The sequence below is a fragment of the Verrucosispora sp. ts21 genome (assembly GCF_002879555.1).
Taxonomy (GTDB): Bacteria; Actinomycetota; Actinomycetes; order Mycobacteriales; family Micromonosporaceae; genus Micromonospora; species Micromonospora gifhornensis.
Window position 1 is genome coordinate 1 of the sequence record NZ_PNOZ01000004.1, and the last position, 20,659, is coordinate 20,659.

16 protein-coding genes and 1 pseudogene are annotated in these 20,659 nt (G+C 64.4%); 8 read left to right on the top strand and 9 right to left on the bottom strand.

Annotation, left to right across the window (positions count from 1 at the left end; translation table 11 throughout):
• Together C1A38_RS02285 and C1A38_RS02290 are read left to right on the top strand one after the other, a co-directional pair.
• On the top strand, positions 1-1,948 hold a 1,948-nt coding region (locus C1A38_RS02285; protein WP_286046007.1), incomplete at its 5' end, for an RHS repeat-associated core domain-containing protein.
• A 6-nt stretch (positions 1,949-1,954) separates the two neighbouring features.
• Positions 1,955-2,437 (top strand): hypothetical protein, encoded by a 483-nt coding sequence (locus C1A38_RS02290; RefSeq protein ID WP_102656163.1) that lies wholly within the window; start codon positions 1,955-1,957, stop codon positions 2,435-2,437.
• A gap of 191 nt (positions 2,438-2,628) precedes the next feature.
• Here the strand turns inward: C1A38_RS02290 and C1A38_RS32295 are convergent, their stop codons facing one another.
• The 3 genes from C1A38_RS32295 to C1A38_RS31560 form a co-directional block, all read right to left on the bottom strand.
• Complete coding sequence (locus C1A38_RS32295) at positions 2,629-3,303, bottom strand: site-specific integrase (protein ID WP_353505503.1); 675 nt, start codon at positions 3,301-3,303, stop codon at positions 2,629-2,631.
• A gap of 252 nt (positions 3,304-3,555) precedes the next feature.
• Complete coding sequence (locus C1A38_RS02300; protein WP_233196564.1) at positions 3,556-3,960, bottom strand: integrase core domain-containing protein; 405 nt, start codon at positions 3,958-3,960, stop codon at positions 3,556-3,558.
• A complete protein-coding gene (locus C1A38_RS31560; protein WP_158244826.1) occupies positions 3,930-4,589 on the bottom strand; it encodes a hypothetical protein in 660 nt (219 codons plus the stop codon). Before C1A38_RS31560 ends, C1A38_RS02300 begins: the two co-directional genes overlap by 31 nt.
• A 402-nt stretch (positions 4,590-4,991) precedes the next feature.
• Here C1A38_RS31560 and C1A38_RS02310 point away from each other — a divergent pair, with 402 nt between their 5' ends.
• The 6 genes and pseudogenes from C1A38_RS02310 to C1A38_RS31570 all read left to right on the top strand — a co-directional run bounded on the left by C1A38_RS02310 (position 4,992) and on the right by C1A38_RS31570 (position 14,695).
• A complete protein-coding gene (locus C1A38_RS02310) occupies positions 4,992-6,500 on the top strand; it encodes a hypothetical protein (protein WP_146017407.1) in 1,509 nt (502 codons plus the stop codon).
• Positions 6,497-9,007: a phospholipase D-like domain-containing protein gene (locus C1A38_RS02315; protein ID WP_102656167.1), complete on the top strand. Its 2,511-nt coding sequence runs from the start codon at positions 6,497-6,499 to the stop codon at positions 9,005-9,007. Before C1A38_RS02310 ends, C1A38_RS02315 begins: the two co-directional genes overlap by 4 nt.
• An 868-nt stretch (positions 9,008-9,875) precedes the next feature.
• Positions 9,876-13,373 (top strand): RHS repeat domain-containing protein, encoded by a 3,498-nt coding sequence (locus C1A38_RS02320; RefSeq protein ID WP_353505504.1) that lies wholly within the window; start codon positions 9,876-9,878, stop codon positions 13,371-13,373.
• Between the two features lie 50 nt (positions 13,374-13,423).
• Positions 13,424-13,831: a hypothetical protein gene (locus C1A38_RS30590; RefSeq protein ID WP_146017408.1), complete on the top strand. Its 408-nt coding sequence runs from the start codon at positions 13,424-13,426 to the stop codon at positions 13,829-13,831.
• 143 nt (positions 13,832-13,974) lie between these two features.
• Positions 13,975-14,460, top strand: a pseudogene (locus C1A38_RS31565) (transposase family protein); the annotation flags it as partial.
• A 76-nt stretch (positions 14,461-14,536) separates the two neighbouring features.
• Positions 14,537-14,695, top strand: a complete 159-nt coding sequence (locus C1A38_RS31570; RefSeq protein WP_233196582.1) for a hypothetical protein — start codon at positions 14,537-14,539, stop codon at positions 14,693-14,695.
• A gap of 85 nt (positions 14,696-14,780) precedes the next feature.
• On the opposite strand, the gene C1A38_RS31040 is transcribed toward C1A38_RS31570, so the two are convergent.
• The 6 genes from C1A38_RS31040 to C1A38_RS02350 form a co-directional block, all read right to left on the bottom strand.
• A complete protein-coding gene (locus C1A38_RS31040; protein ID WP_158244827.1) occupies positions 14,781-14,924 on the bottom strand; it encodes a hypothetical protein in 144 nt (47 codons plus the stop codon).
• A 160-nt stretch (positions 14,925-15,084) separates the two neighbouring features.
• On the bottom strand, positions 15,085-15,891 hold the full coding sequence (locus C1A38_RS02330; protein WP_102656169.1) for an IS5 family transposase: 807 nt from the start codon (positions 15,889-15,891) through the stop codon (positions 15,085-15,087).
• A 253-nt stretch (positions 15,892-16,144) separates the two neighbouring features.
• Positions 16,145-16,699: a YesL family protein gene (locus C1A38_RS02335; RefSeq protein ID WP_102656170.1), complete on the bottom strand. Its 555-nt coding sequence runs from the start codon at positions 16,697-16,699 to the stop codon at positions 16,145-16,147.
• A 143-nt stretch (positions 16,700-16,842) separates the two neighbouring features.
• Entirely contained in the window at positions 16,843-17,796 is a 954-nt protein-coding gene (locus C1A38_RS02340) for a carbohydrate ABC transporter permease (protein WP_102656171.1), read from the bottom strand.
• Positions 17,797-17,805: 9 nt separating this feature from the next.
• Positions 17,806-18,882, bottom strand: coding sequence for an ABC transporter permease (locus C1A38_RS02345; RefSeq protein ID WP_102656172.1), 1,077 nt, complete (start codon positions 18,880-18,882; stop codon positions 17,806-17,808).
• A 93-nt stretch (positions 18,883-18,975) separates the two neighbouring features.
• On the bottom strand, positions 18,976-20,598 hold the full coding sequence (locus C1A38_RS02350) for a type 2 periplasmic-binding domain-containing protein (protein ID WP_102656173.1): 1,623 nt from the start codon (positions 20,596-20,598) through the stop codon (positions 18,976-18,978).
• Positions 20,599-20,659: the final 61 nt, after the last annotated feature.

Consider the following 20,659-nt stretch of genomic DNA (forward strand, 5'->3'; position numbering starts at 1 on the left):
CTGGACCTACACCCACCCCAACCCCGGCACCAGCCGCCCCCACGCCCTCACCACCGTCACCGCCACCGGCCCCCTCGCCGCCACACCCACCCGAACCTTCACCTACGACAACGCCGGAAACACCTCCACCCGACACACCGAAACCGGCACGGCACAGCAACTGACATGGAACGCCGAAGGCCGCCTCAACACCTTGACCGAAGGCACCGACCAAACCACCTACATCTACGACGCCGACGGCAACCGGATCATCCAACGCGCCCCGAACAAGACCACCCTCTACCTCGGTGCCACGGAGCTCACCCTCGCCAGCGGCGGCAGCCAACCCGACGGCACCCGCTACTACAGCGCCGCAGGTCGCACCATCGCCGTGCGCACCCTGACCGGCCTCGTCTGGAGTGGCAGCGACCACCACGGCACTGAACAAGTCCAAATCAACGCCGACGACCTCACCACCAGCCGCAAGCGCCGCCTGCCCTACGGCGAAGACCGCACCACTCCTCCAAGCATCTTCCTCGGCACCCGCGGATTCGTCGGCGGCACCCAAGACGACACCGGCCTCACCCATCTCGGCGCCCGCGAATACGACCCCACCACCGGCCGCTTCATCAGCGTCGACCCCATCCAAGACCTCACCGACCCACAACAGTGGAACGGCTACAGCTACGCCAACAACAACCCCACTACCTTCAGCGACCCAACTGGCAATATCTGGACAGACTTCTTAGTCGGCAGCGACCCGCACTTCAACGGCCCTGGAGCAGGAACAAAGTCGTACGGCCCAGTGGGTACGGGTGCTACCTCCAAGACTAGAGAAACCAACCACTGCGCCAACGGCAGCCCTTACTCTTGCCAAGCGGCCGCTGACAAAAAGGCCTACGCATCCGCCAAGATTAAAACAAAACCGCATCAGGAACTCGGATTCGTCGGTCAACTTCTCACTGACGTCACTTGTACAGTGATGGTCATATGCCGGCTAGCCGACACGGGAGTCGGCATCGCCACCATCGTAACCGCGGTCTACCATGGCGACTTCGCAGCAGCCGGCGACGGAGCCCTCGGATTCCTGCCGGGTTGCACCAGAAAATGCGGCGACTACGCGGGCGACACCTACAATTGGCTCCAAGGCAAACGCGGCAAACGAAGCGCCGGTGCCTGCATCGTGCCCAGCACGGGGAACAGCTTCGCCCACGGCACCGAAGTCGTGATGGCAGATCGCACCACCAAACCCATCGAAGAAGTCAAGATCGGCGAGTGGGTCCTGGCTACTGATCCCGAGACCAGCGAAACCTATCCTCGGCAAGTCACGGCCACGCACATCAACCACGACACCGAACTCGCGGACATTACGGTCAAGCTCCCCGGCGGCGGAACCGCCACCATCAACACCACCCAACACCACAAATTCTGGAGCGAGACCCGCACCACCTGGATTGACGGCGGCGCACTCACCGCCGGGGAAGACCTCCTCAGTCTGCACAGGCACGCCGTCCCCGTCGTCGCAGTAAAGGCATACGGCGGTGTGGCTACCATGTACGACCTCACCGTCGACCAGACCCACACGTACTATGTGCTGGTGGGCGAGACGCCGGTCCTCGTTCACAACAGTAACTGTGACGTCTCGGATCTGGCCTCGAAGATCGATATTGAGAACATTTCGATGACCAAGACTGTCGAAAATCACACCTGGGACATTGCTGGTACTCGGGACGTCGATGCCCCCAACTTCGGTAAGGCAGCACGTCCTTACATGAACGGCAATAACAGGTTGCTCCTTCGGGAGATCATGGAGGGATCTGCACCCAGGATGGATTCCCGTGGCGCTCCTGGGGTTGTCGAGTGGAGAACGCCTGGAGCGATGAACGGAAGCAACGGGATCTGGGAGCTCAACATCGACGCAAATTCCAACAGAATCGTCCACTTCGTCTTCAAGAGCACAAAAGGCTAGCCCGAGATGAAATTCTCCATCCAAGACGGATCTCCTCTTGAGGGTGTCCTCAGTTACGACGAGTCCGATTATGGATTCTCCTTCAGTGCGCAGAGCGGGGAGTCGTTGAGCGAGAGGCTCGGCTCGGAGGGGGTTGCGAGTGTGCTGATCGGCACGCTCCAACTCGAGGTCGATATTGAGTCCCGGGAAGTCCTGTTCGCCTGGGGGTACTTCCCGAACGTTCGGGGCGTGGTGGCCGAGTTGACTGCTCCACAGTTCAATCCCGGGCGGGTATTCATCTCGTCGGACCACTCTTTCGAGCCTGGGGTTTCTTTCGAGGTTCCTGGAGACAGGTGGCGGGTTTCGTATGATCCTTCCTCCGGGTGGGTCGCCGTTCGTCTGAACGATGCCACCGACGCTAAGTTCGTCCAAATCGCTAGCGGAACTGTCTTGGGCGTCGACAACGGTGATCTGGTGTCGGTCTGGCTTAATCCGGTTTTTGCCGAGTGACAGGCGCTGAGTCGCACGGTTAAGCAGAAGATCCGTTAGTGTCAGCAAAAATGAAGCCCCGCCAGGTGTGCCCTGGCGGGGCTTCTGCATGCGGTGACGGCAGTAGTTGACGGCAACGTCAGCGGACGGTGGCTCCGCACAGCGGCGGGTCGTCGCCGTCGTTGCGGGTCGACTCGTCGTTGGCAGGGCCGTCAAGGGCGGTGCTCAGGGTGTCGGCGCTGGAGGCGGAGCCGGACGTGGGCGTAGAGGTGGCGGTGACGCCGGTGGGCGTGGCCGAGGAGTTCCTTGATTACGACGAGTTCGACGCCCTGTTCCAGGAGGAGGGTGGTGGTCGAGTGGCGGACGTCGTGGAAGCGGATGCGGCGGAGGTCGGCTCTGCGCAAGGGCGTGGTGAAGGTCCGGGTGAGGTTAGTCGGGTCGATCGGCCTGCCCTGAGGCGTGGTGAACACGTACCCGTTGTGCTGCCACTCGGTGCCTGCCGTTTGCCGTTCGCGCTGCTGCTCCTCGTGGTGGTGCTTTAGCGACTGGAGGCAGCGGGCGGGGAGGGCGATGCGGCATTCGGAGGCCCGGGTTTTGGTGGGCAACGTGGTGAGTCCGGCCGTGTTGGTGCGCTGCAAGGTGCGGCGGACGGCAGCGGTGCCCCGGTCGAGGTCGAGGTCTTCCCAGAGGAGGCCGAGAAGTGCGCCTTTGCGGAGTCCGGTGTGAAGCGCGAGTTCGAACAGGGCATGAAAGTCGGCGTCCGCGCCCGGCCGCGAGGAACTGGCTGGCTTCGTCGGCGGTGAGGAGTTCAAAGCGTCGGGGCCGGGATATGCCGGTGCGGACGTTGCGGGCGACCTTGCGCGGGATCTCCTCCTCACACACGGCATGCTCCAGGGTGGACTTGAGCACGGAGTGGATGTAGGTGAGCGTCAGCGGAGAGAGCAACTTGTGGCAGCACTGGCCGGCGGCGCAGCAACGGGGCTCATCACGCCGGGCATCGATACCGCGCGAGCAGCACTGGCAGGTGGTGCGGAGCTGGTTGAGCCAGGTACGGACATCCTTGGCGGTGAGCTTGGTGAGCTTCTTCTTGCCCAGGCGGGGGATGAGGTTGTACCTGCCGAGAATGTCATCCGGGCAGCTCAGGCGGCATGTTCGTACTCGTGAAGTACGCCGCCGAGACGGTCGCGTCGGTGGATGTTCAGGTGGGCGAGCCGGTTCGGATCGGTGATCGCTTCGGGTAGCGGTGCGAGTGGCCGGGCGTCGGCGATGCCCTGATGAGGGCGATGCTCGTTGTAGAAGGCTTCGTACTCGCGTAGCGCGTGCAGCAGGTGCCGCTGGTTGAGGCTCAGGGTCCGGTCGAGTAGCTCGCATCGGCAGGTCCGTACCCAGCGTTCCATGATCGCGTTCATCCGGGGCATCCGGACACCGGTCAGCACGACATCGATACCGGCGTCGGCGAGAATCGTGTCGAACAGGGCCGGGTACTTGCCGTCGCGGTCGCGGATCAGATATTTCACCAGGCAGCCGGTGTCTTCGAGATCCATGACCAGGTTGCGGGCGTCTTGTGCCACCCACGCCGCGGTGGGTGCGCGGTCGCACCGAGAATCCGGATCCGCCGGGTGGCATGGTCGATGGTCGCGAGGACGTAGAGGCGGGCACCGGTCAGGGTGGTCGTTTCGAAGAAGTCCGCGGCGATGATCGCGTGGCCTTGGGATCGTAGGAACGCCGCCCAAGTGCTGCTGGTGCGCTCGGGTGCCGGATCGACACCGGCATCCTTGAGGATCTCCCAGACGGTGGACGCGGCGACCTTCACGCCCAGCACGAGGAGTTCGCCCTGGATGCGACGGTAGCCCCAGCCGGTGTTCTCGCGGGCCAGCCGCAGGACGAGCCGACGGATCGCCCGGATCGTGGGTGGCCGCCCGGCCCGTTTGGGCCGGGAACGTCGGGCGTGTCGGCGGGCGATCAGATCGCGATGCCAGCGCAGCACGGTCTCCGGGCGTACCAGCAGCCGTAGGCCGTCCAGCGAGGTACGGGGCAGTGGGTGCAGCAGAGCCGCGAGCCACGCCCGATCTGCAGAGGTGAACCGGACCCGGTCGCCGTGCAGGTGCCGTTCGAGCACCACGATCTGGTGCCGCAACGCCAGGATCTCGGCGTCCTTGTCGCGGTCGCTCACCGGCAGCAGCCGCAGCAGGGCCAAAGTGTGGTCACGCCGAGGTAGGCCAGTCGAAACAGCACACCCCTATCGTCGCGCAGCGCTCGATGTCGACCACTGCCGTGACTCGGCCGAACGAATCCGCGCCGGGAACCGGCCGCTCCAATGCCTGGTGATCACATCGCTGTGACCAGGGCGGATTAGGTTTTCGGCGTCCACAAGGTGCAGGCAGTGGCGTTGGAAGTCAGGGTCGGCGTGTTGCGCTCCTCGCCGAACTCGCCCAGACGGTTTTCGGAAGGGCTGGCGCGGCTTCTCGTCCGATCGTGTGTCGGCTATCGGTCACTTCGCTGGTGATGTCCTTCCTGGCTGGTTCGGTAGCGCGGAGGATCTGTCCGACCGGAGGGCGACTGCGGGGGAGTGTTCGTGACCGCGATGCTGGGTCCGGCGTGGACACTGAAGCCGGACACTCCGGATGACACCGGCCGTCAACCGCTTGCTGTTGAAACCGTGATCGGGGCGCATGCCGCAGCTCTGATCCCTGGTGTCATCACCACCACTCCGCACGCCCGTTATCTGGCTCTGCACGCACGTCTCGCGATCGAAGCGCAGCGGCGAGGCTGGACCGGTAGCAAGGATGTGCAGGCTTTCCATGCGCTGGTTCGGCGTAGCGAGGTCGTCCTCGCTGCGGTGTCAATCGCGCACGGTGAGGCGGAGGATGATCACCACCTGCGGGCGGGGCCTTTCGGGGTGCACGGCGTGAACACGATCCGGCCCGAGCTGCAGCGTCACCGTCTCGTGGATGTGGGCCGGGCAGCTGACAGGTACAGCCGGGTCCGGGGCGGCTATCTGCAGACGTACGCGGGAATCGAGGCGGTGCTCGGTCTCACCGATGGGGGACGAGTCCCGCTGCCCGGGCCCGCGGCGGATACCGACCAGATCGCCGCCCTCGACGAGGTGTTGCGTGTGGCGGAACGGGAGAAGCCACTCTCGTTGGCGGATCTCGACGGCTTGCGTCACTTGTGCGTGTGCGCCATGGGCGACACGCCCGACGGTGAGTGCGTGCGCAATGCCTACTTCATCGGCACGGAGCGCTCTGGTCACGCGCAAATCCATCGAAGCAGCGCGGCGTTGCTGGTGAGGGCGCTGGCTGGCGAGCATGTCGACGGCGAGTCGATCGACATGGCCATGGACCGGTGGTGCTGTTTCCGGCCGGGTCTGCGGGAGTTGGTGGGTGACGATCTGTACGCTCATGCCCTCGTCTGGCGCGGCGCACTGCTGCGTAACTGGTCGGTCTGGGCGTGGCGGCTGATCTGGGCGAGGTTGGTGTCGCCGTTGTCCGATACCGGCACCCTCGAAGAGGCGATCGCCGAGTTCGTCCGCGGTCTTCCGGACGCCACCGTTCGCGAGGCCCTCGTCGACGGTCTTCCTCAGGTGATTGACGGTGCCGGCACCCCGCTGCCGGTCGAACATGACCTGTACGACGAGGCGTTGAACAGCGAGGACTGGACGGTGTTCGGCATGCTGCGGCTGCTCGCCGTCGGTGCCCGGCGTGTGGAGCACCTTGACCCGATCACCCGGGATGCCTTTGTCGGCGCGTTCTCCGATGATCTGGGGCCTGGCTCTGTGACCGCGTGGCTGGCCCGCAGTGGTGAGCGGCCGTTGGTCGATGCCGTCTCCGATCTCGCGGGGGTGCTGTTTCATCGGGCCGAGGCGGTGAGCCGGCAGAAGATGCAGTGGACCCGGCACGGGCTGCGGCTTCCCACCCGGCTGCGGCGGGTTGGTGACCGATGGCGTTTGGAGGGTCGAGAAGGGCGGGCTGCGGTCTCTCTGCGGTTGCCGACATTCACCAATGTGATGCGGCAACTGGGTGTGCTCTCGTACGACGGTGACACCTGGAGTGCTGGCCGGCACGCCGCTGAGGTGAGGTTATGACGGTGTGGGAGGAACTGCGGGGCGCGGCACCGCCCGCGCTGCTGCGTGGCCGCCTGCTTGCGGATGTGGAGGAGGTCCTCGTCCTCACATACACCTGTGACTTGTCGTTCTTCGAGGACGTCTGCCTGCGGGAGGCGCAGGCCGTTCGAGCCCGCACCACGGTTCTGTACGACGCCGGCCAGCTCACCCAGCTTCCTGGCCGGGCCGACTACCTGGCCTTGCCGGTCGTCTGCAAGGCAGGCGGAGCTTTCCACCCGAAGCTCGTGGTGATCGCCTCCAAGACCGACGCAGTGGTGGGCGTTGGTTCCGGTAATGCCACCGCGTCGGGCTGGCACCACAACGCCGAGGTCTGGACGACGCTGCGTGGCGAGGGCCCGACAGTGCCGCAGATGTTCCATGATCTCGCTGACTGGCTGCGTCACCTGCCCGCCGTGGTCTGGATGGAGGAACTCGGCCGGGAACGCCTCGACCGCGTCGCGGAGTTGCTCACCTTCCGTCCGGCAGAACAGGCGCCCGACCAGCCTGTGCTGGTGACGACGACGGCACGTCCGATCATCGAGCAGCTCCCGGTGCCGAAGACGTCTGTCTCCTCGCTGGCGGTCGCCGCCCCGTTCTTCGACCCGAAGGCGAAGGCGCTGCGTCGGCTGGTCGACCGCTTCGAACCCGCCGACCTGCAGCTCCTGCTCACCCGGGACGTGCAGTGCGATCCGGACGCCCTCTCCCACGTGGTCAAGCGGGCCGGCACGAGCGTGGTCGCGACCCCGCAGAGCAGTCGCTACCACCACGCGAAGATCGTGGAATGGCGCACGGAGCGGCAGTCGTGGGCGCTGACCGGCAGCGCCAACTGCAGCACCGCCGCCCTCATCAAGACCATGGCTGCGGGTGGCAACTGCGAGCTGGGCTTGCTGACCGGCATGTCGGAGCCGCTGATCTCCGCCGTGCCGGCACACGAGGTGGACCTCGAACAGCCGGCTGACCTGCACATTCGGGAAGCCGCCGAGCGTGTCCCCTCGGGGCCCTCCCTGCGCGTACTCGGCGTCCGAATAGGCGAAGGGAGCGTGGAGGCGACGGTCCTCACCGACGAGAACCAGGCCCCGGCCTGGCTCGTGGTGGAAGGGCTACGACTCGACCACCAGCGCAGCGACGGGAAACTCCACCGCTATGCCGGATTTCCGGATCCCGACTGGTCCGTCGCGTCCGATGGTCATGCGACCACATCCGTGGTGACGGACACGGGCACACAGATCCGCGACGTCGTGGTGACCGATGTCGGCGCAGCGCTGTCACGCATCGACCACCCATCTCCGCTGGAACACACGCCCCTACCGTTCGTCATCGCTGACCAAGCGCACCAGGCCGCGCTCTTCGAGGCGCTCGCCCACCTCGCCTCGGTCCGCCCAGACAGAATCGCCAACTCGTCTGCTGACAATCGGCGCCGTCAGGTGGAAAACCGGATCACCACAGCCGTCGGACCCGCGCTGCTGCGTTTCACCCTCGGCACCAACCACCAACGCAGATCCACCCCGGCTGACAGCGAGATCTTCGACCCGAACGACGAGAACGACACGTCACCGTCGACCCGGCAGAGCGAGAACGAGACGGCATGGCACACCTCGCCGGCACATCCGGAGACCGTCGCGACCGTGCTGGACGCTCTCACGACAGGCCAACGCACCCGCCTCCGACGTGAGATTCAGGAACTGGTCGATGCATCGGAGGACTGGCCGCTACCGGCGAAGCTGGCCGTCAGCCGACTGGTGCTGACCGTGGTCGCCGGCGGACTCTGGGAAGACGCAACCGACTGGTCCGACCTGCTCTACTGGGTAGTGCTGCAACTCTGGCTGGCCGACCAGGAAGAAAGCCTGGACCACGAGCACGCAGCCCTCGCCACCATCGGACTCATCGCGCTGCGCAATGGTCTCGACCGTCGCAACGAACCGGACAGCGAACTCACCGCACAGTTCGAGGAACTACGGCAGGCATACACGGAGCGGACCGGCTGGCTGGCAGCGGTACCGGAAGAAACGATCCGACGCTATGCGGCAGGACTGAGCGGACACACCTTCGGCGTGCTGTTCGAGCACACCAACTTCGTCACCGAACTCGACTGGATTCTGCAACGCTCTGCGCTACACGACGCGGTGGACCGGCTCGCCAGCGCCCAACTCGACGGTACCGTCGTCCGCGTCGCACGCGGCCGAACCACTCGCCAGGCGGTGCTCGCCGCCCTGGATGCTCTGCGTAACTTCCCCGACGTCCACGTGGTGTCCGACGACGAGCCGACGGTGCACGGCTGGTGGAACGGGCGCCGCCTGCTCCTGGTCACGAAGGCGGGCATCGGCTGGCGAGCCGAGCGCTGGGAACGCCTGATCACCGGCATCGCCGCCTACTCACGCGGCACCCCGCTACGCCCGCCGGACCGACGCTGGACACCATCCGGACCCGACGATCCCTTCGACTCGACTGCCCTGACGCGTGGACGCATGCTGTCTGTGTCGGTTGAATGACCCCGCCCGCACCGCGATCACCGGCAGTTCGAGGCTGGACGCGGCGGCGACGGTGACCCGGCTTGGTGCAGTGGTGACCCTGATAAGACAGCTTGGTCGGCGTCCGGGTGCGGCCGACGACGCCTGGCCAGGGGGTGGGCGACGGGAGTCAGCAGGACATCGCCCCCCGTTTACCCCCCGAAAACCCTCACCAAAGGTCGACAATCAGTGACAAGAAGCGCCCAGTGCCTGGTTGTGTCTGTGCAGCTCAACGCCTGATTTTGGCAATCAACGACAAGTCTGATTCAGCTACGTTCCGTAACAAGGGGGTTTTGGCGACCAATGACAAGCCCCGACGAGCGTTGCTCGACAAGAGGTTTCGGTGGGTTCAAATCTCCTCGTTCGCCACGAGAGTCTGGTGTTTCGCCGGGGATGCGCCGGTCGAGAACTCTACTACTGGAAAGTGCCTCTCGGCGATTGCGGACGCCGCGCAGAGGAAGGTGTGCAGGTTGGGCGATTCGGTCGTCTGGATCGGTGATCCGCAGTTGAGACGGTTGTCGCTGCTGGAACGGCCAAAGCTGTCGGCGACGAGGTGGTCCCCGGTCTCTCCCTGTGATCTTCCCGGCCTCGGTGCCTTGCAAGTCTCGGTGAACTGCTCGTCAGTCTATGGAAGTTATGCCCAATTATTCTGATTGCAGATGACTTGTGTGTTAGGTCGTGGGCCGCCTCGGACAGTAACCTTTCTTGCTGAGAATTTTCTGAAGATCGCGTTGCGTGAAGGTGTTGGCTGGGCGGGTGGAGAGGTAGGCCCTTGATGCGTGCTTTGTGGCGGTATTCGGCGGCAGGTGTGATCCGACGGCCCGTCTGAGGGACTCTACTGTCGAGGGAGGTGACGTTCTACGACACGTACACCGTCGAGGGCTCCCAGACACCGTTCGATGGCAACATTGCCGAGAAACGTGTCTACACCAGCCCGAGCACCTATGTGTCCAGCGGACGCAGCACCTATGACAACACCGGCCGCCTCTTGACCTCGACCGATCCGGCGGGGCTGACCACCACGACTACCTACAGCCCGGCCGTGAACTGGCCCGACAACGGGATCACCAGCACCATCGGCGGTGGCTTCAACCACACCACCACCACACTGATCGACCGACACACCGGCCAACCATCGAGAATCACCGACCCGAACAGCAAGATCACCGATTTCGTCTACGACCAGCTCGGGCGCATTGCCGAGGTGTACCTACCGGGTCAGGCCAAGTCGTCCGGGGTGCCGTCGCTGCGGTTCAGCTACCAGATCAGCTCCAGCGGCATCGGCCAACCCACCGCACCCGCGCGCACTAGGACCGAAACGCTGCAATCCCACAGCGGCAGCCCCGTTTACCTGAACTCTTACCAGTATGTCGACGGCCTTGGCCGCATCAGGGAAGCCCAGCAGCCGGGCCCGAATGGTGGACGGATCGTCACCGCCACCACCTACGACGCCCGTGGCAACGCCTCCGCCACCACTAGCCCCTTCCACAACAGCTCAGCAGCAGGGTCCGGGCTGGTCAATCCGAACCTAACTACTGTGCCGGCTGTTCACGAAGCCAGCTACGACCACCTCAACCGGGCCACCACCCAGGTGGACAAGAAGCTCGGCACGGCGTGGCGGCAGACGGCAACCACCTACCACGGCGACCGCGTCACAGTCATTCCCCCGACCGGTAGCACCAAAACCGTCCGCCACGCCGACGTACGCGGCAACGTCACCCGCTTGGACCAGTACACTTCGGCCACCAACCCGAACACCTTTCAGAGCACCACCTACACCTACGACCTGCTCAACCAACTCACTAAAGTCGTCGACTCCGCCGGCAACACCTGGACCAACACCTACGACCTCGCCGGCCGTCTGACGCAGAAGGTTGACCCGGACGCCGGCACGAGCACCACCCACTACGACAGCGCCGGCCGGCTCGCCTACACCATTGATGGCCGCGGCCAGAAAATCTCCACCGAGTACGACACCATGTCCCGGGCGAAAGGCCGCTGGTCCGGCGACGTCGGTAGCGGCACCAGACTGGCCAGCTACGTCTACGACACCCTTGCCAAGGGATACCTGACATCCTCCACCCGCCACCACGGCGGCAGCGACTACACCACCGCCGTGACCGGCTACACCAACAGCTACCAGCCCACCGGCACCACCGTGACCATTCCGGCGGCCGAGGGTGCCCTCGCCGGCATCTACGGCAACATGTTCACCTACGACAAGGCCGGGCACCTCACCAGCAGCAGTCAACCCGCCGCGGGCGGGCTGCCCGCCGAGACCCTCACATTCGGCTACGACAACAACGGCTACCCCACCACCATGACCGGCGCAGCCACCTACATCGCCGCCACCAGCTACTACGCCAACGGCCCCACCCACCAACTCCTCCTCGGCGCCACCGGCAAACGAGTCCGACTGACCAACACCATCGACCAGCAGACCGGCCGGCTCGACGCCACCAGCATCGACCTCGAAAGCACCCCCGGGACCTTCACCACCAAATACGGCACCGCCTACCGCTACGACCCCATCGGCAACATCACGTCCATCCTCGGCAGCACCAACGGCACCGCCGACCAGATCGAATGCTTCCGCTACGACCCCCTACGCCGACTCACCACCGCCTGGACCGGCAACACCCCAGCGACAACCGCCTGCGACCAAACCCCGCAACGAGGCGGCAGCATTGACCCCTACTGGCGATCCTGGGAATTCGACACCGTCGGCAACCGCACCACACAAACCGACCACAACACCGCCGGCAACACCACCTGGACCTACACCCACCCCAACCCCGGCGCCAGCCGACCCCACGCCCTCACCACCGTCACCGCCACCGGCCCCCTCGCCGCTTCCTCTACCCGCTCCTTCACCTATGACACCGGTGGGTACAACCTCACCCGGCACACCGACACTGGCGTGGCGCAGCAGTTGGAATGGAACGCCGAAGGGCGGCTCCACACCCTCACCGAGGGCGCCGAGACGACTTCATACATCTACGACACCGAAGGTAACCGACTCATTAGTCGGGCCTCCGACAAGACCACCCTCTACCTTGGCGCCACCGAACTCACCCTCAACGCCGGCGCCACCCAAACCGGCGGCACCCGCTACTACAGTGCCGCAGGCCGTACCATCGCCGTCCGCACCCAAGCTGGCCTGGTCTGGAGCGGTGGTGACCACCAGGGCACCGAACAAATCCAAATCAACGCCGACGACCTCACCACCAACCGCAAGCGCCGCCTCCCCTACGGCGAAAACCGCACCACTCCTCCAAGCATCTTCCTCGGCACCCGCGGCTTCGTTGGCGGCACCCAAGACGACACCGGCCTCACCCATCTCGGCGCCCGCGAGTACGACCCCACGCTTGGGCGGTTTATGAGCATCGACCCGATCATGGACCTCGCAGACCCGCAACAGATGCACGGTTACGCGTACGCCAACAATTCCCCGGCTACTTACAGCGACCCCAGTGGGCTCTATTTCGAAGAAGGCAGCCATGGTGGCGGTCAGCGCGGCTACGTCACCAAGACCTCGTCGGGGAAAAACCAGGTGAAGGTTGCTGGCAAGAGCGTGGCGGTTGGATGCTCGAGCTTCAAGTCCTGTGAACGCGAGGCCGACCGCTCTTCCAGCTGGGGTAAAGCACCGATAGCCCCAAAGCAGAAGTCAAAATTTCTACCAGCTCTTAATAAGCTCCTTCCGTCGAATTGCTCGAACGGTTCCGACAGCAAGTCTGGGTGCGGTGGGCCGGCTATGTGGATGCTCGACGCCGTGCGATATGGCGTGGAGGCTGGTGTAGATCCGCGGCTTGTTCTGTCCGTGCTTATGGCAGAGGTTGCGAACTCTGAGGATTGGGGCTTCTTCGAGAGACCGTTGCAGCGAGCCTCGGTTGTCGCTGATTGGCTTGGCATCTATGGTCCGCTCAAGAGCTTCGTTGGCAACGTCACCGGGTTCAAGGATGGGGAGGGCAGTAATCCGCCATCGATTGGATGGGGGAATATTCAAAAGCAGACCTTCGAGAACGTCAAGAAGAATCACCCGGAAGCGCTGGGTGCCGTCGGATGGACCGATCTTATCGGTGATAACTCCCTGGCGATCCGGGTAACTGCCTATGCTCTTGCGGACAATCAAGCCTTGGCGGAGAGGACTGCTCCAGCGAGCATGCGGCGGACCTGGACTCCAGAGCAGGTGGCAGCGGGGATATATAATATCGGAGAAGATAACTATGCTGCAGCTGTCGGGAGAGGAGGCTTCGGCCCCGTGGGCTCCACTTACGCTTCGACAATAGGCCGGTATATGCAAAGGTCAGACGCCTTGATCTGCGGATCGGGTGTGTACAGTTGCTGATCCGGGGGCCTCTAGCGACCGTTATGTTGACTCCGTTATTGGCTGTCGGAATGGCCGCCTGCGGAGTGGAGCCCAATGAATCAATCGATTACCAGCGGCTGATTTCGGTCAGCAATTTCGACTTGATTCGTGAAGGCTATTCAAAATCTGCTTTTGGGGTTTATGTCGGCTCGGCGAAGGTCAGCCTTGTTGACTCGGTGTCTGGCCCCGGTTTGACGTTGGCAGCTGGCCCGGTCGACCTTTCGAACGGGTCATTCAAATACATAGCCGAGGGCAGGGGGCGCGCGGATAGCACGGGCGACTGCTGGGTCTGGTTGTACAGCCTGGACTCAGATCCGTCTACCGTGGAGTACGCTGGTGTCGACCGGCTAACACCCGCCCAGCGTGCGGGCGTATTAGACGGTTCGCTTGTTGTTATCAGGCTCAATGTGCTATGCGACGCCCAAGCTGACGGTTAGCAGGGCAGGGTCATTGCGTTCTAGCCGTGCGGGCGTCTGAGCTGGGGTTTTCCGAGGTGTATTGCCTCTGTGGAAGCGGGTGAAGCCCCCAAGGCGATCATGGAGTTCTCACGCTGCACGACAACCGAGGACTTCACCCGCCGATGACATCATCTCTGATCTCCGTACTGACCGTGACAACCCCCGGGACCGACACGCCACCAGAGCCGATCACCGACAGTGAATGCGGAGGGCTCCTGGTCGCGGTGAGCCTGGTCCCGGACCCACGGAGCCCGCGCGGGGTGCGGTATCCCTTGGCAGCGTTGCTGACCGTCGCGGTGTGTGCGGTCCTGGCCGGTGCCACGTCGTTCACGGCGATCGCCGACTGGCTGTACGACCTGGACGAACCGGCCCTGGTCCGGCTCGGGTTCACCCGTCGCGTACCCGCCGGCACCACGGTGTGGCGGCTGTTGACCCGCCTGGACGCCGCCCTGATCAGCACCGTTCTGGCCGGCTGGCTGCGTTCCCGGGCACGACCGCAGGCCGTACGGCCACGCCGCTACCGGACCGTGATCGCCGTCGACGGTAAGACGCTCCGGGGCGCCCGCCTGGGCGACGGCCGTCAGGTGCACCTGCTGTCCGCGCTGGACACCAGCAGCGGCATCGTCTTGGCCCAGGTCACCGTCGACACGAAAAGCAACGAAATCCCCCGCCTTCACCCCACTGTTGGACGCCGTCGAGCGCGTGCTCGGCAGTCTGGACGGCGTCCCGTTCGTCGCCGACGCCCTGCATACCCAGACGTCTCACGCCGAGCAGATCACCGCCCGCGGCGCTCACCTGCTACTGCAGGCCAAGGGCAACCAGCCAACCCTGTTGTGGGTTTAAATCCTCTTGTGCTGGTGCTCTCCGTCAGAGCTCGGCGAGGGTGAGCAGTCGGTCCATCTCGGCCAAGGGTAGCGCCGTTGCCGGGTCAGGTGCTGCGTGTGGCGACGTGGCCGAAACCGCGCCGGTAGCGCATTAGCCGGCGAACGAACCCGGCCGGCAACGCCGGATTCTCGGCGAGACCGTCCAACACCTTCGTCAGGTGGGCCGGCGTCGGGGCGTCCTCAGTCATACGCCGCACATCCCCGCGCCCGTTGCGCCGTCACGAGTCTCGCACGTTCAGCACAAGGCGGGAATGCCCCAGGTCGGTGGCTGAGGGCAGCAATCAGCGGCATCCTGGAATGGTTCGCTAAGAGGGCGTCTGATTCACGTAGTTTGTGTGTTATGTGGTTTCATGTTTCTCGCCAGGTCGGTGTGGTTTCGGCGGAGAGTCGTTTGGCAAGGTTGTCGATCATTGCGATGGTGATCATGCTGGCGGAGTTGTCGGGACGGGTCTCGTAGTCACGTACGAGATGACGGTGCTGCATCAGCCAGCCCAAGGTGTGTTCGACCACCCATCGGCGCTTGACGACGCTGAAGCCCTTGACGCTGGGGTCTTTGGTGACAACCTCGACGTCAACGCCCAGGCGGGCACCGTGTTCGACGACGCGGTTTTTGAAGCCGGCGTCGACCCAGGTCTTGGCCAGGGTGGGATGGGCGGTGGTGGCCTGGTCGAGCAGGTCCATGCCGATGGTGTAGTCGCTGACGCTGGCGGCGGTGACGATCACGGTGCGTAGGAGGCCGAGGGTGTCGGTGATGATGCCGCGTTTGCGGCCGACGATCTTCTTGTTCGGGTCGATGCCCTGGGTGGTGGTCGGAACGTTGGTGGATGTCTTGACGCTCTGGATGTCCATTATGGAGGCGGTCGGGGTGGTGGTCCGCCCGTGGTGGTCACGGACCAGGCCGGTGAGGTGGTAGTTCAGTTCGGAGAAGATGCCTTCCTTGCTCCAGGCGGCGAAGTAGGCGTAGACGGTCTGGTAGGGCGGCAGGTCGTGGGGCAGGTGTCGCCAGGCGATGCCGGTGCGATTGACGTAGAGGATGGCGTTGAGGATCTCGCGCAGGTCGCGGGTGGCGGTGCGGCCGCCGACTCCGGCGTCGGTGCGGGCTTGTCGCCAGGCGGTCAGTCGGGGTGCGATCAGGGCCCAGCGGGCATCGGACAGGTCGGACGGGTAGGCGCGACGCTCAGAGGACCCGCCCGGTCATCAGAATCGATATATGAATCCGCCGCTCTCGCCACGAGCGTGGACTAAACGTCCAGTCAGGGGTGTGCCGGAACCGGCGAACCTGCCGTCCCACTCGCACCTCCCATACGTCGGTGCCCAGGCCACCGAAGCTGGTCCACCCCCACCGTTCTGTGTACAAGATCGCCGCGAGCCGCTTCACGAGACAACTCAGGTCCACGGCTGGAGAGCGTCAGGCCTCTGCCTCCTTCGGCTCCATTTGCACGTACCCCCGGGCGACGAAGAACCGCTCGAGCAGGTAGCACCACCACAGGAGGATCAGGCCGGGCACCACGAACACCGCGGGCATGAAGTTCCAGATGGTGACGCCCCCGAGGACCACGGCGATCCCGAGCAGGAACGTCAGGCTGGGCGTCGTCAGCCCCAACGTGAGCCCGTTGAGCACCTGGCGCCAGGTGGGGTTGGTGAAGCGGGCTACGAGGGGGAGGCACCAGAAGACCAGGAGCAGGAGGAAAAGTCCGACGACAATGAGCGACACCCAGACCTCGGCCAGCCCGCGAGTGGGCAGGTAGGAGAGCGAGAGGATGCCGACGGCCGCGACCGGGACGGCCAGCAGACCGACGACGGTCGCCTGCCTCCAGCTCTGCCGCAAAGCCTTCGCAGCAATGGCCCGGACGCCACCGTCCTTGCCCAGGACGTACCGGCGGCACACCTCGTAGGCGACCACCGTTCCCGCTCCCGCCGTCACGACAAGGCCGAGGCTCAGGAGCCAGAACAGGCTGATCACGATGATGGAGCCGAGCGAGTCCAGGATGCGCCACAGTCGCGACGTGGGGTTGAAACGGAGAATGGTCGGGGCCTTTCAGTGTGCGCAGTTGCGGGTCCTGGGGACGGGGTCGGCCTCCTGCGGTGGGCGGGAGGCCGACGCGATCAGCCCTTCACGGAGCCGATCATGAGACCGGACACGAAGTGCTTCTGCAGGAACGGGTAGACGAACAGGATGGGGACGGCCGCCACCATGGTGATCGCCGACCGCAGCGCGATCGGTGTGGTGACCTGCCCGCCAGAGGACGCGGCGCCCGTGGCGGCCACGGAGTTCACGCCGGCGTTCATCGAGCTCGACAGCAGCTTCTGCAACTCGTACTGCAAGGTGGTCAACGCCGGATTGCCCGAGGCGTAGAGCAGGGTGTCCAGCCAGGCGTTCCAGCTGCCCACCGCCACGAACAGACCCACCACGGCCAGCGCGGGCTTGCACAGCGGCATCACGATCTGCCACCACGTGCGGAACTCGCCCGCACCGTCCATCCGTGCCGACTCGATGATCTCCTCAGGGATCGACTTCATGTACGTGCGCAGGATGATCAGGTTGAACGCGCTGATGATCGTCGGCACCCAGTAGGCCTGGAAGGTGTTCAGCATGCCCAGGTCCTTGATGAGCAGGTAGTTGGGGATCAGCCCGGCGTCGAAGTACATCGTCAGCACGAAGATCACGGTGATCGGGCGGCGGAAGATGAACTCTGTGCGGCTGAGCGCGTAGGCGAGCATCGAGGTGAAGAACAGGTTTGTCGCCACCACCACGACCGTCTTCAGGACGCTCATGAAGAACGCCTGGTAGATCGTGTGCATGTTGAACACGACGTTGTAGTTCTGCAGCGAGAAGTCCCGAGGCCAGATGCCGATCCCGCCACGGACGGCGTCCATGCCGTCGTTCAGGGAGATGGCGAGCGTGTTCAGCAGCGGGTAGACCATGACCGCCGCGAGGGCCAGCAGGAAGGTCGTGTTGAGCGTCGTGAAGATAATCCGCTCGGTCGTCCACTTGCGACGCCGTGACCCGCCCCGTGATGCGCGCCGCGCCGGAGGCTTCGCGACAGTGGTGCTTGACATGAAGTCCTCCTAGACCAGCGTCTCTTGGTTGAGGCGCTTGGCCGCTTGGTTCGCCGCGCCCACCAGGATGACGGCGACGATGGTCTTGAAGATGCCCGCGACGATGGCGAGGCTGTAGTTGCCCAGCTCGTAGCCATAGCGCAGCACGAAGACGTCGATGGTCTCGGACCTGTCGGACACCAGGCCGTTGCCGAGGAAGTACGGCAGCTCGAAGTTCGTGGACAGGATCCAGCCGCTGTTGATGATGAGCAGCACGACGATCGTGGGCCTGATGCTCGGGAGCGTGATGCTGAACATCTTGCGAAAGCGGCCTGCTCCGTCGACCTCGGCGGACTCGTACAGGCTCGGGTCGATCGCGGTGATCGCGGCCAGGTAGATGATCGTGTTCCAGCCCAGTTCCTTCCACAGGTTCGTCCCGGCGACGATCCCCCAGAAGTAGTTCGGCTCGGTCAGGAACAGGATCGGTTGGTCGACGATGTGCAGGTTCATGAGGCCCTGGTTGATGAACCCGCCGGAGGAGGGCAGCGAGAGCGCCACCGATGCCATGCTCGCCACGATCACCCAGCTGAGGAAGTGGGGCATGTAGGTGATGTTCTGAAGGACTCGCTTGAACGGCAGGTTCTTGACTTCGTTCAGCAGCAGCGCTAGGACGATGGCCCCGAGGGTACCGACGGTCAGGGTCAGGAGCGACTGTCCTATCGTGTTGATCACGACCCGGATGAACCGCTCACCCATGACACCGGTGAACAGGTTGTGGAAGTTCTCGAGGCCCACCCACTGCTGGTTCCAGAGGCTGCGGGGACCCGGCCAGGGGCTGCTGCCGCGAGCCGGCTTGAAGTCCTGGAAGGCGATCGCCCAGCCGTAGACCGGGACGTACTTGAACAGGATCTGGTACAGCAGCAGCGGGACGGCCATCGCGAGCAGGGCTCGCTGCGCCCAGACCAGGTCCCAGGTGATCTTGCGCTTGGGATCCTTCGCGGCATTCTTTCGGGCCTTGCGGTTCCGGGCACGCGAACTGCTCGCGGGCTCCGGGGCCGGTTCGAGCCCGGTGGCGGTCACGGGGATGCCGACCGGGGCGTCCGTCATCTGTCCAACCTCGTCGTCAGGAGCAGTGGGTGGTAATCGAGAACGCGTCGTGGTGGGGGGCGCACGCCCCCCACCACGACTGCTCGCAGACTGTTACCAGTTGGCCAGACGGTCCTTGATGCCAGCGGTGACTGCGTCCTCGTACACCTTGACGTCGATCTTGCGGATGGAGTCGACGTAGGCCTGCCAGTTCTTGTCGAAGTCGGCGGGCGGGCCGGCGATGATCCCCGGCAGCTTCTGCACGCTGGTGTCGGTCAGCTGCTGGTTGACCTGGTTGGCGTCGTCGGAGAGCGTGAGGTTCCACGCCGGGTAGTACTTGGGGTTGTCCGGTGCCTTGTTCACGAAGTCAAGCCAGGTCTTCTTGCCGTACTTCGCCATGAAGTCCTTGTCGTAGTCGCTCAGCGTCGCGTAGAACTCGGCGGGCTGGTCGTCGGGGCTGTAGGCGTTGCCGTCGGAGAACTGGCCGTTGCGCTTGGGCAGCATGTCGAGCAGCGCATCGAGACGGTTGGAGGCACGCCAGGTGAGGTCCTTGTAGTTCTTCCGCTGCTCGTCCGTGCGGGAGAAGACGCCGTCGGCGCCGACCTGGTAGTCCTCGCCAGCGATGCCCCAGGAGAGCGTCTTCTGCCACTCTTCGCTGAGCATGATGTCGAGGAACTTCAGTGCCTTCTTCGGCTGCTTGCTGGAGACCGAGACGCCGAACCCCTGGTTGGTGTTCATGACGGGGCGGTCGGCGTACCAGGGCTTCACCCCGTCGTAGACGGGCATGAGGGGCACGTAGGTGTACTCGTCCTTGCCGGCGCTCTGCAGCGACTGGGTGGCGGTCTGGAAGTTCCAGCCCTGGTCGTGCATGCCGAGGACGGTGCCGGTGGCCAGCTTCGCGGTGTACTGGTCGAACGTCAGGGTGAAGGACTCGGGGTCGACGACACCCGAGTTGTACTGCTGGTTGAGGACCTTGTAGAAGTTCTTCGCGATGTCCTTGTCGGCGAAGATCGACGCGTTGTTGTTGCCGTCGACGACGACGCCACCGTTGTTCGGGAAGCCTGCCAGCTGCGCCGGCGGGTTAGTCATGCCCCACTCACGGCCCGTGGACGCCAGAATTTCGAAGCCGACGGTCGGGGCGCCGGCGGTCTGGGGGTGCTTCGCCTTGTAGTTCGAGATGAGCTGGAAGTAGCGGTCGAGCGTCATGTTGCTGAGGTCCGGGTAGCCGGCGTCCGCGAGCACACGCTTCTGGATCCAGAACGCGGGACCGTAGTAGACGCCGCCCGTGACGTCGCCGTAGAAGCGGTTGTAGTTCGGGAGGATGTACAGGCCCTTGTCCACCTCGTCGCCCGAGTAGCTCATCTTCTTGATGTCGTCCTTGACGTGCTCGGCGAGGTTGGGGTAGTCCCCCTTGGCCAGCATGTCGTCCAGGCGCCGCAGAGCGCCGCCCTGCAGGAGACGCTGCTTCAGGTCGCCGGTGCCGATGAGGTCGGGGAACTCACCGCCGGCGAGCATGACACCGATCTTCTGGTCCTCGTTGTCCGGCGTGACGATCTCGTACTTGAGGGTGACACCGAGCTTGTCCTTGAGCAGCTTGGTGATCTTGTTTTCGGGTGCCGGGGCCTGCTGGGCCGACGTGATCCAGACCGTGAACGTCGTGGGGTCACTGGGGGTCAGCGTTCCCGAGTCGTCTTCGGGGTTGTCGGCAGAGGTACATCCGACAAGTCCTACTAACACGGCTGCAGCCAGGACAACAATTGACAACTTCGTTCTTGTGGTACGCACCGAGGGCTCTCCC